Here is a 14,861-nt window from a genome sequence, read left to right on the forward strand (position 1 = left end):
CAGGCCGGTGGCGGATCGGTTCAGTCGGCGCCGACGTCCGGGGCGGCGCCGGTGTCCGGCGGGATGGCGCCATCGACTAGCACCTACGGCCAGCCCGCGGCCGGGTCCGCCGGGGTGCCCGGATCGTACGGGTCGGCCGCGGCCGGCGGCGGCCCGGTGTCCGGTCCGCCGCAGTACGCCCAGGGTGACTACGGCCGCGCCGGGCAGGGCCGCGAGCAGAACCGCACCGAGTACGGCGCGGAGTACGGCCGGGCCGACACCGAACCCGGCTACGGCCAGTCCGACTACGGCCAGTCCGGCTTCGGACGTCGCTGAACATGCCGACGCGGCGAGGGATCGCGGTCGGCGCGGTCGGTGTGGTGCTCGCGGTGGGCGGCTTCCTGGCCGGCTACCGGGAGCTTGCGGCGCTCGGCGCGGTCGCGGTGCTGGCGTTGCTCATCGCGCTGGTGTGGGCCGGCTGGCCGCCCCGGTTGACCGTCGAGCGCGAGATCGAACCCGACCGGGTGGTGGCCGGGGAGCCGTGCCGGGCGACGGTGGCGATGACCTCGACCGCACGCTGGCGGGCGCAGGGGCTCACCGGTGCCGAGCGGCTGGTGTCGCAGCGCGGCGAGCAGACCGAGGTGCCGGTCCCGGCGGTCCGGTTGCCGGCCGGGGGCGCGGCCCGGACCGGCTACCTGCTGCCGACCGAGCGGCGCGGCGTGCTCGACGTCGGCCCGCTGGAAGTTGCCCGGCAGGACCCGCTCGGCCTGGTCCGGGCGGCGAGGACGTTCGGCGGCGCCACCCGGGTGTGGGTGCACCCGCGCTCGTACCGGCTGTCCCGGGTTCCGGTGGGCGCGGCGCGCAGCCTGGACGGCGTGGTCGACGCGGTGCAGTACGGCTCGATCACGTTCCACGCGCTGCGCGAGTACGTGCCGGGCGACGACCTGCGGCACGTGCACTGGCGTACCTCGGCGCGGGTCGGTGAGCTGATGGTGCGCGAGCACGTGGACACCAGCCTGCCGCGGATCGTGATCCTGCTCGACGACCGGGCGTCCGCGCACACCGAGCAGTCGCTGGAGGAGGCGGTGTCGGCGGCGGCGTCGGTGCTGCTCGCGGCGCTGACCGCGGACCTGACCGTGGAACTGCACCTGGTCGGCGGGCGCAGCCTGACCGGGGCGGAGGCCGGTGGCGGCGCCGGCCGGGCCCGGCCGTACCTGGACCTGCTGGCCGAGGTGGCGCCCGGAGACGGCGCGCTGCCCACCGCGGTGCAGAAGCTGCGGCAGCGGCATCGCGGTGACACGCTGGTGCTGGTCACCGGCGCCGGCTCGGCGAACCAGGCCGGCTCCGCCGGCTCTGCTGCCCAGGCCGGCGCCGCGGGGTCGGTGGACTCGATCGGGCTGCTGCGCGACGTGTACCCGACGGTGGTGGTGGCGGTACTCGGCGACGGCGCGGTGGACCGGCTGTCGGCCCGGGCGCTGCCCGGCGTGATCACCCTGGCCGCCGACGACGCCGAGGAGTTCGGGGCTCGCTGGGACTCGGTGTCGGCATGGTGAGCCCGCCGGTGACCCGGCCGGCCGCTGCACCGGCCACTTCCGCGCCCGGCGGTCCGGGCCGCGACGGCGAGCGGTTGCGGGTGGCGCCGGTGGTGGTGGCGCTGGTCGCGATCGTCGCGGCGACCCTGGTCGCGGGGCTGCTCGCGGCACGGATCTTCGCCGGTACCCAGTTGCCGGTGCTGCTGGCCGGGGCGACGCTCGGCGCGGTGGCGCTGACCGTACTGCTGCGGCTGGTCCGGGCGCCGGCGCTGCTGGCACTGCTGGGTGGGCTGGCCGGGTTGGCGGCGTGCCTGGTCGGCGCGACGGCGGCGCTGCGGGACCCGACCAAGGGGGTCGGCTCGGCCCTGTTCGACGCGGTGCGCAACTCCGGCGCCCGGATCCTGACCTCGGCGATCCCGGTACCGCCCGAGCCGGACACGGTGCTGCTGCCGATCGCCGCGTGCTGGCTGGCCGCGGCGGTCGCGACGGTACTGCTGGGCCCGCTGCGGGTGGCTCCCGGTGCGCGGCGCCGGCCGGGCCTCGCCGCGATCCCGCCGACCGTGCTGCTGGTGGGCGCGCTGATCCTGGTGGGGCCGAACGGTGCGGTGTCCTACCCGGCGGTGGCCGGGTTCGCGGTGGCGCTGGCGGTGTTGTTGGCCGCGGCGGCCCGGCCCTGGCAGGTGCGGGTGGCGCCGGACCCGGCGGTGGCCGGGGCGCCGGGCGCGGCTGCGGGCCGGTTCGCGGCGGCGCGCCGGCTCGTCGCGGCGGTCGTGGTGCTGGCGGTGCTGGCCGCGGCGGCGCTGTTCGGCGGGCCGGTGGTGGCCTCGGCGATACACCGGCAGCCGGTGGATCCGCGCAGCTACGTGGTGCCGCCGAAGCAGCAGCTCGATCAGCTCAATCCGCTGGGGATGCTCGGTGCCTGGGCGCTGGACCCGCACCAGAAGCTGCTGACCGTGACGACCAGCAAGCCGGCGCGCATCCAGTGGGCGACGCTGTCCGGCTTCGACGGGATCAACTGGCAGCCGGACCGCACCTACCGGGCGGCCGGCGCGGTGCTGCCGCCGCCGACCGGCATCGACGACCCGACCACGACCGTCCGGCAGGACGTCACCGTCGACACGCTGGGCGGCAGCTGGCTGCCGGTGGTGGCGGCGCCCCGGGAGGTGCACGGGGTACGGGTCGGGTACGACACGGAGGCCGGCGCGGTGCTGGCCCCGGACGGCCTGAAGCCCGGCCTGACCTACCAGACCGTGTCCGCGGTGCCGCGGCAGGACCCGGACATGCTGGCCGCGGCGAGCGTGCCGCCCGGTATCGCCCAGCGGTACCTGACGGTGCCGCCCGGCGCGCCGCCGGAGCTGATCACGCTGGCGCAGCGCACCGCCGGCAGTAACGGACCGTACCGCAAGGCGCTGCTGATCGAGCAGTTGCTGCGCACCAAGTACGAGTACTGGTCGAAGGCGCCGAGCGGCAACGGCTACGTGACGCTCAAGCACTTCCTGCTGACGAAGAAGTCGGCCGGCGGCGGGCGCGGCACGTCCGAGCAGTTCGCCTCGGCGTTCGCGGTGCTGGGCCGGGTCGTCGGGCTGCCGACCCGGGTCGTGGTCGGCTTCCACGCCGGCACGAAGCTGGGTGCGCACCGCTACCAGGTCACCTCGGGCGACGCGTTCGCCTGGCCGGAGGTGTACCTGGCCGGGCACGGCTGGGTCGCGTTCGATCCGACGCCGGTGGCGAAGAAGGGCGCCACCCCACCGGACGAGGACACCCCGCAGGCCAAGAGCGAGCAGAGCAAGAAGAGCCAGCAGCTCGACGAGGGCGCGCCGAGCGCCGCGCCGAGCCAGCCGGCACCGGCGCCGTCGGGTTCGTCGAAGGCCGCGGCGGCCGGTGCCGGCGCGCTGCCGCCCGGTGCGTACGGCGGGATCGCCGCCGCGCTGCTGCTTCTGCTGCTGATCGCCGCGGTACCGGTGCTGCGGTCGCGGCGCAGCAGCCGGCGGTTGCGCACCGGTACCCCGGCGCAACGGGTGATCGGCGCCTGGACGGAGATCCGGGAGGCGCTGCGGTTGGCCGGGCACCGGCCGGAACCCGCGGCCAGCGCCGCGGAGGTCGCCGGGCTGGCCGCGAGCGAGGTACCGGACCGGCCCGGTACGCCGCCGCTGCCGGACCTGCGACCGCTGGCCGAGGCGGTCAACGCGGTCGGGTTCGCACCCGAGGTGACGTTCGCGTCGGCCGACGCGGCGCGCGCCGCTGAGCTGGCCCTCGACTACCACCGCGGTCTGCGGTCCCGGCACGGCCTGCTGTCCCGGCTGCGCTGGCGCCTGGACCCGCGCCCGCTGTTCTGGCGCTGACCGCGCCCACCGTGCGTCCAGGCGCCGGCCCTGTCGGTCAGCCGGTGTAGCGCAGGTCGACGACGTCGCGGCGCTGCTGGTCGAGATTCCAGTTGCTGACCGCGGTGAGATCCAGCGACACCCGCAGCACACCGGTCTCGCCAGGGGCGAGTTCGGCGAGTACCTCGCCGTGCGGCGAGACGATCATGGTGGGGCAGTGCTGGTCGGGGTCGGCGAGGTTCGCCGCGAGCAGGTACCGCTGGTTCTCGGCGGCGCGGCTGATCAGGTGGCTGCGCCAGACCCCGGCCGGCGCGTCGGCGTTCGCCGCGTTCGTCAGGTAGCCGAACACCTGCGCGCCGGACCGGGCCAGCTGCTGCCACTGCTCGGGGTAGCGGATCTCCCGGCACAGCTGAACGCCGAGCGTCACCTCGGCGTCGCCGCGCCGTACGGTCCGCGGCGGCAGGCTGGCACCGGCACGCAGCACGCCGCGTTCGATCCGGGCCAGGTTGATCTTCCGGTACGTCCAGCGTTCGCCGCCGGCGCCCAGGAACACCGCGGCGTTCCACCAGCCGCCCTGCTCGTACCGCAGCGACCCGCAGCACACGTCGATCTCGTGCCGCCGGGCGAGAGCGCCGAGAAGGTCGATGGCCTGCTCGATCCGCGCCGGGTCGAGCGAGACGAGCCGGTCGGCGAGGTCCGGGCCGTACCCGGACACCGCCGCTTCGGGCAGTACGACGAGGTCACCGGGCTGGGTGCGCGCCAGCGCGGCGGTGATCGCCGCCAGGTTCGCCTCGATGTCCCAGCCGATCGGGAACTGCGCTACCGCTGCCGAGATCTGCATCCGGCCATCGTCTCCCGCGCCGGTGGGATGCCTCCGCCGGGTGGCCGCCACGACGCGATCGTGATCCGGGCAGCGGAGCGGGCGTGTGGTCGGGACAGGCCGGGCGGGCGGCCGTTCCGAGGTCCGCACTGTCAGCCGAGGGCCGCCAGTTCGGCTGCGGTGAGGCGGATCGCGCCGGCGGCGATGTTGCTCGCCAGGTGGTCGACGTTGCCGGTACCGGGAATCGCCAGGACGTGCCGGCCCTGGTGCAGCGCCCAGGCCAGCCGGATCTGCTGGGGAGTGGCTTCGTGCGCGCGGGCGATCGTCCGGACGGCGTCACCGTGGTCCTGCTGGGCGCCGGACTCCCGGCGGCTACCGGCGAGGGAGAAGAACGGCACGTAGCCGATGCCACGCTCGCCGCAGACGCGTACCAGTTCGTCGTCGGTGCGGTTGTGGTCGACCGAGTAGCTGTTCTGCACGCAGGCGACCGGCGCGATCCGCTGCGCCTCGTCGAGGTGGTCGATCCGGACGTTGGACAGGCCGAGGTGCCGGATCAACCCGGCCTCGCGCAGTTCGGCGAGCGCACCGAAGGCCTCGGCGATCGAGTCGCGCCCGGGCCGCTTGACGATCCGCAGGTTCACCAGGTCGAGGTGGTCCCGGCCGAGGCGGCGCAGGTTCTCCTCGACCTGCGCGCGCAGTTGCGCCGGGCTGTTCGCCTCCGACAGCTGCCCGCCGTCGTCGGCCGCGAAGCCGACCTTGGTGGCGATCACCAGCTCCGGCGGGTACGGCGTCAGCGCGGTGCGGATCAGCTCGGTGGCGTAGCGGGCCGGTCCGGTGCCGACGCCCAGGGTGCCGCCCGGCGACACGTAGAACGCGGCGGTGTCGATGTGGTCGACGCCGAGCTCGACCGCCCGGCGCAGCACCCGGATCGCGGCGGCCGGGTCGGGGTCGGCGGTGAGCCGCATCGAGCCGAACCCCATCCGGTGCACGGTGCGGTCACCGAGCCGCCAGGTACCGGCCGTGTCGGCGCTGGGGTCGTTCGTCGGCAGGGCGGCGGGCGGGGTCGGCGTCGTGCCCGCAGGTGTCGGCGTGTTCGAAGGCATGGTGCAGAACCTAGGCAGGCGTGCCGACCAGCGCATTCGCTCATCCGGCCGATACCGGACAGGTCTGGCCGCTGGTATGTTTCTTCGTAGCGGGGGCGGGCCTGATTCACCCCGAAGTTCGCGTCGACGGCGATGTCCTCGGCCGCCACACCGGCACTGCGATTCGGCTGTGACCAAGCCCGCACCGGTGGGTCAGCGGGGGGTGGCCGAGCCGGTGCGGTGGGTGCAGACCCGGTCGCCGGGGCTGACGTGGTCGACGTCGGTCATCCCGATCACCACGAAGCAGTAGTCGGCGTCGGTGCGCAGCGCGTCGATGCGGGCCGTGGTGGTGTGCGCCGGCTGCGCCAGCTTGGTCGGCGTGGTGCCGGCGACGCCGCCGGTGACCAGGTAGAGCGCGGCGCCGTTGGTGTGGTCGGTCCAGCTCAGCTGCACCCAGCTGCCGTGGTCGGCGAGCTGCACCCCGGTCGGCTTCAGTTTCGCGTCCTGGCTCGCGGCCGGTGCGCTGGTCGGCGCGGTCGGTGACGCGGCCTGCGGCGGCGGTGTCTTCTGCTTGTCGCCCAACCGCAGCACCACCAGTGCGCCGACCCCGATCAGGATGCCGACCACCGCGGCGGCGACGAACGGCCAGATGCCGATCCGCCGACGCGGCTGATCCGGCTGCGGCCCGGCCGGTACCGGCGTGGGCGGCGCGGTGACCGGTACCGGGGTGGGCTGCGCAGGTACCGGTACCTGCGTGCCGGGGTTCGGCGCGGTGGGCGGCGGCGCGGCCGACCAGCCGGCCGGGGCGGCGGGGGTCGGCCAGCCCGGGGCCGGGTGGTCGGTGCCGGCCGGTCTACCGGCGGCGAACGGGTTGGCCTCCGCGGGCGTGAACGGGTCCATCGGCGGCAGTTGCTCGCCCGGTGGCAGGTCGAACGGTGACGGCGGGAAAGGGCTGTCCAGATCCGGCCCGCTGTGCCGCGCCGGGGCCCCGCCAGCCGCAACCGGCCCGCTCGCTCCCGGCCCGGGGCCCCAGGACCGGGCCCGCCCGGCCCGCCCGCGCCGGGGCCGACTCCGCCCGGCCCACCAGTGCCGGGACCGACTGCGCCCGGCCCGACTGCGCCCGGCCCGGCCGCGCCGGGGCCGGCGCCACCAGGACCCGGGATGCCGGGCGCTGGGCCGGCCTGCGCCGCCCCGTTCGGTGCCGGGTAGGCGTCGCTGGGGGTGGACAGCTCGCCGCTGCTGCGCAACCAGCCGCGGCGCAGCGCCGCGGCGAACTCGCCGGCGCTCGCGTGCCGCTCCGCCGGTGTCTTCGCCATCGCCCGCAGCAGCTCGTCGTGCAACCACGGCGGTACGTCCGGGCGGGGCATCGGCGGCAGCGGGTCGCGCAGCGCCCGATCGCGGTACTCGAAGGGGTCGGGGGAGTTGTCGCCCGGGTCGGCGAACGGCGGGTACCCGGTGAGCAGGTTCCACATCGTCGACGCCAGGCTGTAGACGTCCGAGGCGGGGCCCTGTTGCTCGCGCCGCAGCGCCTCCGGCGAGGCGTGCTGCGGGGTCAGCTTGTGCAGCGTGATGGTGCCGGACAGGTCGTTCGCGGCGCGGGCGATACCGAAGTCGGTCAGCGCCGGCCCGTACTTGGAGCGCAGCACGTTGTGCGGTTTGACGTCGCGGTGGATGATGCCGACCTCGTGCGCGGCCTGCAGCGCCTCGCCGACCTTGACGCCGACGTCGACGACCTCGCTGACCGGCAGCGGGCCACCGCGGGCGAGGATGTGCCCGTACGAGCCGCCCTCGCAGTACTCCATCACGATGTAGGGCCGGCCGGTGTCGGTGCTGCCGGTGTCGATGATGCTGACGATGTGCGGCTGGGCGGACAGCGCGACGGTGGTGGCGAGTTCGGTCTGTACCTGCTCGGCGGTGGTCAGCCCGTCGTCGACCCGCAACAGCTTGATCGCGACCGCCCGGTGCAGCCGATCCTGCACCGCGCGGTAGACCTGCGCGGTGGAGCCGCGGCTGACCAGCTGCAGCTGCGAGTAGCCGGGGATGACCGGGATGTCGGATTGGCCCGGTGGCACGCGCTGGCCGGTCTGCTCGGTCACCCGGCCATTGTGCCCTGCCGGTCGCGTCGGCCTGTACCCGCGCGAGCCGCTCGGCCGCCGATCCGGCGACAACCTCTTGCGGGACAATGGTCGGCGTGAGCCGGGCCTATCCGAGGAAGCTGTACCGCGACGACGCGGTGGTGTTGCGCTGCCAGAAGCTCGGCGAGGCCGACCGCATCGTGACCCTGTTCACCCGCCGGCACGGCCGGGTGCGCGCGGTCGGCAAGGGGGTGCGGCGCACCACCAGCCGGTTCGGTGCCCGGCTGGAGCCGTTCGGCCATGTGGACGTGCAGCTGGCGGAGGGCAGGTCGCTGCACGTGGTCAGCCAGGTCGAGGGCATCTCGCTGTACGGCAAGCGGATCGGTGCGGACTATCCGCGCTACACGGCGGCGAGCGCGGTCGCCGAGGCGGCCGAGCGGTTCACCCCGGAGGAGCAGGAACCGTCGCTGCGGCTGTACCTGCTGACGCTCGGTGCGCTGCGCGCGCTGGGGGAGCCGGACGACCGGCCGCCACCGCTGATCCTGGATTCGTACCTGCTGCGGGCGATGACGCTGACCGGCTGGTCGCCGGCGCTGACCGAGTGTGCGGTCTGCGGCCGGCCGGCCGAGTCGTTCGCCGACTCCCGCCCGGCGGTGAGCGTGCCGTCCGGCGGGCTGGTGTGCCCGACCTGCCGGCCGCCGGGCGCCGCGGCACCCCGCCCGGAGACGCTCCGGCTGCTGGTGGCGCTGGCGGCCGGTGACTGGCGGGCCGCGGTCGACAGCGATTCGGCGGTTCGCAGCCAGGGCAGCGGGCTGGTTGCCGCCCTGTTGCAGTGGCATCTGGAGCGTGGACTGCGGTCACTGCCGCTGGTCGACCGCGGCTGACGCGGTACTCGCCGGTGCCGGGCCGGCGCCGGCCGGTGCCGCCGACGGCGGGGAGGCTGGCTAGCCTCGAACACGCGCCGTGAGCGGGCCCGCGGCGCGCCCGAAGCATCAACGACGACAGCCTCTCGACAAGGAGCCAGCGATGAGCCCTCGGTCGCGCCGGGACTACCGTCCGCCGACGCCGCATCCCTCCGGTGCCCCGGTGCCGCGGATCCCGGCCGACAAGGTGCCGCGGCACGTGGCGATCATCATGGACGGCAACGGCCGCTGGGCCAAGCAGCGCGGCCTGCCCCGGACGAAGGGGCACGAGGCCGGTGAGGCCGCCCTGTTCGACGTGATCGAGGGTGCGCTGGAGATCGGCGTGAAGTACCTGTCGGCCTACGCGTTCTCGACCGAGAACTGGCGCCGCTCGCCGGACGAGGTCCGCTGGCTGATGGGTTTCAACCGGGACGTGATCCACCGCCGCCGGGACGAGCTGAACGCGATGGGGGTACGCATCCGCTGGGCCGGCCGCCGCCCGAAGCTGTGGCGCAGCGTGATCACCGAGCTGGAGCAGGCCGAGCAGATGTCGCGCGACAACGACAAGCTGACGCTGCAGTTCTGCGTGAACTACGGTGGCCGGGCCGAGGTGGCGGACGCGACGGCGGCGATCGCCCGGGACGTGGCCGCCGGGCGGCTGCGCGCCGACCGGATCACCGAGAAGCTGCTGGCGCGCTACCTCTACCAGCCGGACATCCCGGACGTGGACCTGTTCATCCGCTCGTCGGGCGAGCAGCGCACGTCGAACTTCCTGCTCTGGCAGTCGGCGTACGCGGAGATGGTGTTCCTGGAGACGCTGTGGCCGGACTTCGACCGCCGGCACCTGTGGCACGCCTGCGAGCAGTACGCCGACCGGGACCGGCGGTACGGCGGGGCGATCCCGAACCCGGAGCCGGCGCCGTACGTCCCGGAGCCCTCCTCGTGAAGATCGCACCATTCGGTGTTTCTTGACAGGGTTGTTCCCGTGAGCGCACATTAGTTCCGTTCGCGTGGCCGCCCGGCGCCTCGGTGCCGGCGCGGCCCCGCGGTACCCGGCGGCATCGGCCCCGGGTGATCCGCGGTGTGCGCCGGCAGCCGCCGGCGCGGAACGGAGGTTGCATGCGCACTGTCCGGACCGCCACCATCCTCGCCGCCACCGGGACGCTGGTCGCGGCACTCCTGACCTGGGCCACTCCCGCCGCGGCGGCCTACAGCGACCCGCTGACCACCACCGCCACCCAGAACCTGGTCTGGCACGCCACGCCGCCCGCGGCGTTGAGCGCGCTGGACGCCGCGCTGCCCAACGTCTCGGCCAACACCGTCGTGCACGACGCCAACCACGCGATGACCGGCTGCAGCTCGACCGAGGCGGCGGCGCTGCCGATCGCGCCGACGGCCACCACCTCGATGTGCTGGGACGCCGACCGGGCCGGCAGTACCGCGTGGACACCGCAGTCGATCACCACCTCCGGCGACGCCGACGACGACGGGATGTGGGGCGCCGACAAGATCGTCATCTCCGGCTGGCACGGCGAGTCGACGCTCGGCACCGGGTCGGACGGCAAGAGCCGGTACGACGACGCCCGGCTGATGTTCATCAACGACAACACCCCGTCGGCCGCGGCGTTCCGGCAGGTCTACCTCGCGGTACCGAACAGCACCGGGTCGACGTTCTCCGCGGCCAAGGCGCACGTCGGCGGGATGGCCTGGTACGGCGACAAGATCTACGTCACCGCGGTCGGCAACACCTCGACCGCGATCCGGGTCTTCGCCACCAAGCACATCCTGCAGATGTCGAGCAGTTCCGCGGCGATCGGCAAGGTCTCCGGCGGGTACGCGGCGTACGGCTACAAGTACGCGATGATGCAGATCGGCTACTACAGCTACGCGGGCGGCAGCTGCGACATGAGCTCCGACACCGGGGTGCCGTGCTTCTCCTCGATGTCGCTGGACCGCAGCACCTCGCCGGACTCGATCGTGACCACCGAGTACTTCAGCGACCAGACCAAGCACGGCCGCCTCTACCGGTACCCGATGGGCAGCGACTTCCTGCTCGCCGCAGGCTCGGGCGGCACGGTGGCCGCGAGCCAGGCGTACCGCAGCGGGGTCGGCAACATGCAGGGCGTGCTCGGCCACGACGGGCACTGGTACGTCGCGCACTCCTCGGCGGTCACCAACGGCCAGCTGTACGACCAGACCACCAGCGCCAGCGTCCCGTCGCACTGCGGCGATCCGAGCACGCCGGCGTGTTGGGGGATCCATCCCGAGGCCCTGACATACGACTGGGCCACCGGGCTGGTGTGGTCGGTGACCGAGTGGTCGCCGGCGGTGTGTGCGGACCACGGCCAGACCTGCGGCCGTACCGTCTTCGCGGTGCCGCTGTCCACCCTGCCCTGACCGTACGTGCCGGGCACCGTGCTGTCCGGCACCGGCCGGCGCGCGGCTGCCGATCGGATCGGTCGGCAGCCGCGCCGCCGTGTCCGGTTGCACACCGATGCCCGGCATCCGCTGCTTGACAGCGATTCGACGCCTTTGACAACGTTGTCTGACCCACCGACGAGGGGAAAAGGTCGATGTTCGCGGATTCGGTGCGTTCCCTGCGTCCCACCCGCCGCCAGCTGCTGATCGGAGCCGGCACCGCCGCCGGCGCGGCCACGCTCGGCGCCACCACCGCCACCGGGCCGGCCGCCGCCGCGCCCGGCCGTACCGGCATCGACTGGCCGCGCGGCCAGGTGCTGCCGCACTTCGCCACCCCCGACATGCTGGACCTGATCGACCTCACCGACGCCACCGACGCCGACCAGCTGCTGGTGGCGAGCCTGCAGGGGCTGGTGAACCGGACCCGGCCGCGGATCGCCACCCTGCGGCCGGCCGACGAGGGCGGCCTGACCTGGCTGCACACCGCCGGCCTGCGGTACCGCACGGTCGACGCGCCCGCCGACCTGCTGCGGCGCTACCGGTCGGTGGTGCGCGGCGTCGTGGTCACCGACCCGGACCTGCCGGCCACCCGCAACCTCGCCACCACGCTGGCCGGGCTGCACGACGCGGTCATCGCCGCGCCGGACCAGCTCGCCGGGCTGGCCGACCTGCCGGTGGTCGCCGACCTGCGCGGCCGGTTCGCCGACGAGATCGGCGCGTACCGCTGGGCGGTGGACACCCTGTGGCCGCACGCCGAACACCGCATCCTGATCGGCCTCGACCCCGAGAACACGCTGTGCGACCTGCGCGACTACGCGGTCGCGACGAAGGCGCTGACGCTGTGGATCCACCCGGACGTACCGGAGTCGCGGGCGATCGGCGACCGGGTGATGAGCGAGATGGCGCCCGGCACGGCGTTCCTCGGCTGGTGGCCGGCCGGCGTCGGCGGGGAGAGCGACGGTACCGAGCTGACCAGCCGGCACGGGCTGATCGTGCTCGCCGCCGACCACTCGCAGAACCTCACCGTGTTCGGCGGGGCGCCCGCACCCGTCGCCGGCGGCCAGCGCACCCTGCCGGCGCCGCCGCTGGCCAACCGGGTCTACGTCACGTTCTCCATGACCGAGGGCGACAACCTGCAGTACAACCAGCACAAGATGCGGCAGCTGTGGGACGACCCGGGCCGCGGTGCGGTCCCGCTGAACTGGTCGACCAACCCGCTGCTGATCGACGCGGCGCCGGCGTTCCTGAGCCACTACCAGCGCACCGCCACGCGCAACGACTACCTGATGGCCGGGCCGTCCGGCGCCGGCTACGCCTACCCGTCGCCCTGGCCGGACGACGCGCTCGGCGCCTTCACCGGCATGACCGCCCGGTACATGCGGCGTACCGGGATGCAGACCGCGGTGATCCTGAACCGCATCGACGGCGCGGACGTTCCGCTGTCGGCCGCGGAGGCGGCCCGCTACATCCGGGACGTGCGGCCGCTGGGACTGTTCAAGGACTGGACGGATCGCACCGAACTGTCCGTGCTGCACCGCGACACCCCGCAGGCGGTCAGCTACCTGACCAGCAGCGTCGCCGAGGCGCAGGCCGCGATCGCCGACTCGGCCGCCGGCTGGTCCGGCGACGCGCCGCTGTTCCTGTCCATCGGGATCCTGTCCTGGAACCTCAACCCCACCGACGTCGCCACGATCGCCGCGTCGCTGTCCGACCCGTACACGGTGGTCCGCGGCGATCAGTTCTTCCGGCTGGCCCGCCGCGCCCGCCAGCTGCCCCGGCGCTGAGCCACCTCACCGCCGCGTTCCCGCGATCGTCCCGAGGGCGCCTGCTGGCGTGGTGACGCCGGTGCTTCGGGTCGGGGTGTCGCCGGTCAGCTGCCGGGCCGGCCGGGGATCGGCGGAGGGCGGCGGGTAGTCAGCTTCGGGTGTCGCCGGTCGGGTCGGGATCGGCGACACCCACGGCGGCGGGTGGGGCCGCCGGGAGCGGGTGGGCCCCTTCGGGGCGCAGGCCGTCGAAGATCACCGCGAGGTAGCGGCGCCACAGGTCGGGGGCGGCGTCCGGCACGTACCCGGCCACGTAGTTCGGCGCGCACATCAGCAGGAACACGTCCGTGGTGGTGACGTCGGCGCGCACCGCGCCGGCCGTTCGGGCCCGGTCGACGAGCCGGTCGAGGTTCACGAACATCCGGTTGCGCACCCGCGTCACCTCCGGAATCGATTCGCTCGCGGCGGCGAGGAAGGACAGGTCGCGCTCCTGGCGCTGCTGCGCGGCGACGGTGAGGAACTCGTGCAGTGCCGCCCCGGGGTCGTCGGCGTCGCCCAGTCGTTCACCGACCGTGTTCAGCTCGTCCATGCGGTCGATCAGGATCGCGGCGATCAGCGCCTCCTTGTTGGCGAAGTGCCGGAAGACGGTGCCTTTGCCGATGCCTGCGCGCTGCGCGATGTCCGCGACGGAGACGTTCAGGCCGTGCTCGGCGAACTCGTCGGCCGCCGCGGCGAGCAGCAGCGCCCGGTTGCGGGCGGCGTCGGCGCGCAGCGGGCGAGCGGGGGTCATGTCGCCAGACTACCAAGTTGACCGCCCGGTCCGGATACTGCTAGGGTCGCCAAAATAACATGACCGCATGGTCCGTTTACTGGAGGCGCATCATGAAGGCAGTCGTCGCGCACGACTACGGCCCACCCGAGGCGAACGCGATCGCCGAGATCCCGGTGCCCCGGCCCGGGCCCGGCCAGATCCAGGTGCGCATCGCCGCGTCCTCGATCAACCCGGCCGACGTCCGGGTGTCCAGCGACGAGTCCCGGCACGACCTCCCGCTCGACTTCCCGCACGTACCCGGGAACGACTTCGCCGGTACCGTCAGCGAGGTCGGGCCCGGCGTGACCCGCTTCCGCGTCGGCGAGCCGGTCTTCGGGCAGGCGGTCCCGCGCGCGCTGAAGGCCATGACCGGCGCCACCCGCCCCTCACTGACCACAGGCGCGCTGGCCGAGTACGCCGTGTTCGAGGCGGACACCCCGCTGATCACCCGGCGACCGAACGACCTCGACGTCGAGACGGCCGCCGCGTTGCCGACGGTCGGGCTCACTGCCCGCGCCCTGATGGCCACCGCCCGGGTCCGACCGCGAGAGTCGGTGCTTGTCGTCGGCGCCACCGGCGGTGTCGGTACCACCGTCGTACCGCTGCTGGCCGCCGCTGCCGCCCAACTGACCGCCACCGCGACGCCGGCCGACGCCGAGCTGGTGCGCGGGCTCGGCGCCGCGTCGGTCATCGGCTACGGTGCGGCCGGCTACCCGTCGGGTGTGGACGTCGCGGTCAATCTCGTACTTCCCGGCGACAAGCTCACCGATCTCGCGTCGGCCGTTCGTCCGGGTGGCCGGCTGATCACCATCACCTTCCCGGTCACCCGGCCCGAATGGCTTGGCCGGGAGGACATCGACCTGCACTTCGTGCTGGACCTGGACGGCCGCTTCGGCGGCATGCGCGAGGTCGCCGAGGACGCCGTGCGCGGCGCACTGGCCACCACGATCGGCCGGCGGTACCGGTTCGACGAAGCGCCACAGGCGATCGTGGACTTCGCGCGGCGGCACACCACCGGGAAGCTGGTGGTGCGGATGTGAACCGGGTGGGCCGCGCCGGCCGCACCGGCGAGGGCGGAAGCCACCGCACTCGGCCGGGGATGACGGGCATCCTGCCGTCGGTGCGGGGTCGGCGCCACCCGCCGCTGCGGGACCGGCG

At 74.2% G+C, this 14,861-nt stretch carries 12 protein-coding genes; 7 read left to right on the forward strand and 5 right to left on the reverse strand.

Features of this window, described 5'->3' with window-relative positions:
- The first annotated feature begins 317 nt into the window (after positions 1–317).
- Together Athai_RS06515 and Athai_RS06520 are read left to right on the forward strand one after the other, a co-directional pair.
- Positions 318–1,532 carry a DUF58 domain-containing protein gene (locus Athai_RS06515; protein ID WP_239156757.1) on the forward strand — a complete coding sequence of 405 codons (1,215 nt, stop codon included), beginning with the start codon at positions 318–320 and terminating at the stop codon, positions 1,530–1,532.
- Entirely contained in the window at positions 1,526–3,853 is a 2,328-nt protein-coding gene (locus Athai_RS06520) for a transglutaminase TgpA family protein (protein WP_203960647.1), read from the forward strand. The genes Athai_RS06515 and Athai_RS06520 overlap by 7 nt, the downstream gene beginning before the upstream one ends.
- A 37-nt stretch (positions 3,854–3,890) precedes the next feature.
- On the opposite strand, the gene Athai_RS06525 is transcribed toward Athai_RS06520, so the two are convergent.
- The 4 genes from Athai_RS06525 to Athai_RS06540 all read right to left on the reverse strand — a co-directional run bounded on the left by Athai_RS06525 (position 3,891) and on the right by Athai_RS06540 (position 7,830).
- Positions 3,891–4,673 (reverse strand): carbon-nitrogen hydrolase family protein, encoded by a 783-nt coding sequence (locus tag Athai_RS06525; protein WP_203960648.1) that lies wholly within the window; start codon positions 4,671–4,673, stop codon positions 3,891–3,893.
- Between the two features lie 131 nt (positions 4,674–4,804).
- On the reverse strand, positions 4,805–5,755 hold the full coding sequence (locus tag Athai_RS06530) for an aldo/keto reductase (RefSeq protein ID WP_420829766.1): 951 nt from the start codon (positions 5,753–5,755) through the stop codon (positions 4,805–4,807).
- Positions 5,756–5,947: 192 nt separating this feature from the next.
- The gene (locus tag Athai_RS06535; protein ID WP_203960649.1) at positions 5,948–6,361 is read right to left on the reverse strand and encodes a hypothetical protein; all 414 of its coding nucleotides are present in this window, start codon (positions 6,359–6,361) and stop codon (positions 5,948–5,950) included.
- The gene (locus Athai_RS06540; protein WP_203960650.1) at positions 6,346–7,830 is read right to left on the reverse strand and encodes a serine/threonine-protein kinase; all 1,485 of its coding nucleotides are present in this window, start codon (positions 7,828–7,830) and stop codon (positions 6,346–6,348) included. Before Athai_RS06540 ends, Athai_RS06535 begins: the two co-directional genes overlap by 16 nt.
- 86 nt (positions 7,831–7,916) lie before the next feature.
- On the opposite strand from Athai_RS06540, the gene recO reads away from it, so the two are divergent.
- From recO to Athai_RS06560, 4 genes are all read left to right on the forward strand, one after another.
- Positions 7,917–8,693: a DNA repair protein RecO gene (recO, locus tag Athai_RS06545; protein ID WP_203960651.1), complete on the forward strand. Its 777-nt coding sequence runs from the start codon at positions 7,917–7,919 to the stop codon at positions 8,691–8,693.
- 142 nt (positions 8,694–8,835) lie between these two features.
- Positions 8,836–9,657 carry an isoprenyl transferase gene (locus Athai_RS06550; RefSeq protein ID WP_203960652.1) on the forward strand — a complete coding sequence of 274 codons (822 nt, stop codon included), beginning with the start codon at positions 8,836–8,838 and terminating at the stop codon, positions 9,655–9,657.
- A 173-nt stretch (positions 9,658–9,830) separates the two neighbouring features.
- Positions 9,831–11,108, forward strand: a complete 1,278-nt coding sequence (locus Athai_RS06555) for a hypothetical protein (RefSeq protein WP_203960653.1) — start codon at positions 9,831–9,833, stop codon at positions 11,106–11,108.
- A gap of 176 nt (positions 11,109–11,284) precedes the next feature.
- Positions 11,285–12,913 (forward strand): GxGYxYP domain-containing protein, encoded by a 1,629-nt coding sequence (locus Athai_RS06560; RefSeq protein WP_203960654.1) that lies wholly within the window; start codon positions 11,285–11,287, stop codon positions 12,911–12,913.
- A gap of 130 nt (positions 12,914–13,043) precedes the next feature.
- Here the strand turns inward: Athai_RS06560 and Athai_RS06565 are convergent, their stop codons facing one another.
- On the reverse strand, positions 13,044–13,682 hold the full coding sequence (locus Athai_RS06565; RefSeq protein WP_203960655.1) for a TetR/AcrR family transcriptional regulator: 639 nt from the start codon (positions 13,680–13,682) through the stop codon (positions 13,044–13,046).
- A gap of 92 nt (positions 13,683–13,774) precedes the next feature.
- Between Athai_RS06565 and Athai_RS06570 the strand changes: the two genes are divergently transcribed.
- Complete coding sequence (locus Athai_RS06570; RefSeq protein WP_203960656.1) at positions 13,775–14,743, forward strand: NADP-dependent oxidoreductase; 969 nt, start codon at positions 13,775–13,777, stop codon at positions 14,741–14,743.
- Positions 14,744–14,861 lie beyond the last annotated feature (118 nt).

The organism is Actinocatenispora thailandica, assembly GCF_016865425.1.
Taxonomy (GTDB): domain Bacteria; phylum Actinomycetota; class Actinomycetes; order Mycobacteriales; family Micromonosporaceae; genus Actinocatenispora; species Actinocatenispora thailandica.

Bases quoted from the DNA above. Each gene is read 5' to 3' on its own strand.
- Athai_RS06515 (WP_239156757.1), top strand. From the start codon at position 318: ATGCCGACGCGGCGAGGGATCGCGGTCGGCGCGGTCGGTGTGGTGCTC.
- Athai_RS06520 (WP_203960647.1), top strand. From the start codon at position 1,526: ATGGTGAGCCCGCCGGTGACCCGGCCGGCCGCTGCACCGGCCACTTCC.
- Athai_RS06525 (WP_203960648.1), bottom strand. From the start codon at position 4,673: ATGCAGATCTCGGCAGCGGTAGCGCAGTTCCCGATCGGCTGGGACATC.
- Athai_RS06530 (WP_420829766.1), bottom strand. From the start codon at position 5,755: ATGCCTTCGAACACGCCGACACCTGCGGGCACGACGCCGACCCCGCCC.
- recO (WP_203960651.1), top strand. From the start codon at position 7,917: ATGGTCGGCGTGAGCCGGGCCTATCCGAGGAAGCTGTACCGCGACGAC.
- Athai_RS06550 (WP_203960652.1), top strand. From the start codon at position 8,836: ATGAGCCCTCGGTCGCGCCGGGACTACCGTCCGCCGACGCCGCATCCC.
- Athai_RS06555 (WP_203960653.1), top strand. From the start codon at position 9,831: ATGCGCACTGTCCGGACCGCCACCATCCTCGCCGCCACCGGGACGCTG.
- Athai_RS06560 (WP_203960654.1), top strand. From the start codon at position 11,285: ATGTTCGCGGATTCGGTGCGTTCCCTGCGTCCCACCCGCCGCCAGCTG.
- Athai_RS06565 (WP_203960655.1), bottom strand. From the start codon at position 13,682: ATGACCCCCGCTCGCCCGCTGCGCGCCGACGCCGCCCGCAACCGGGCG.
- Athai_RS06570 (WP_203960656.1), top strand. From the start codon at position 13,775: ATGAAGGCAGTCGTCGCGCACGACTACGGCCCACCCGAGGCGAACGCG.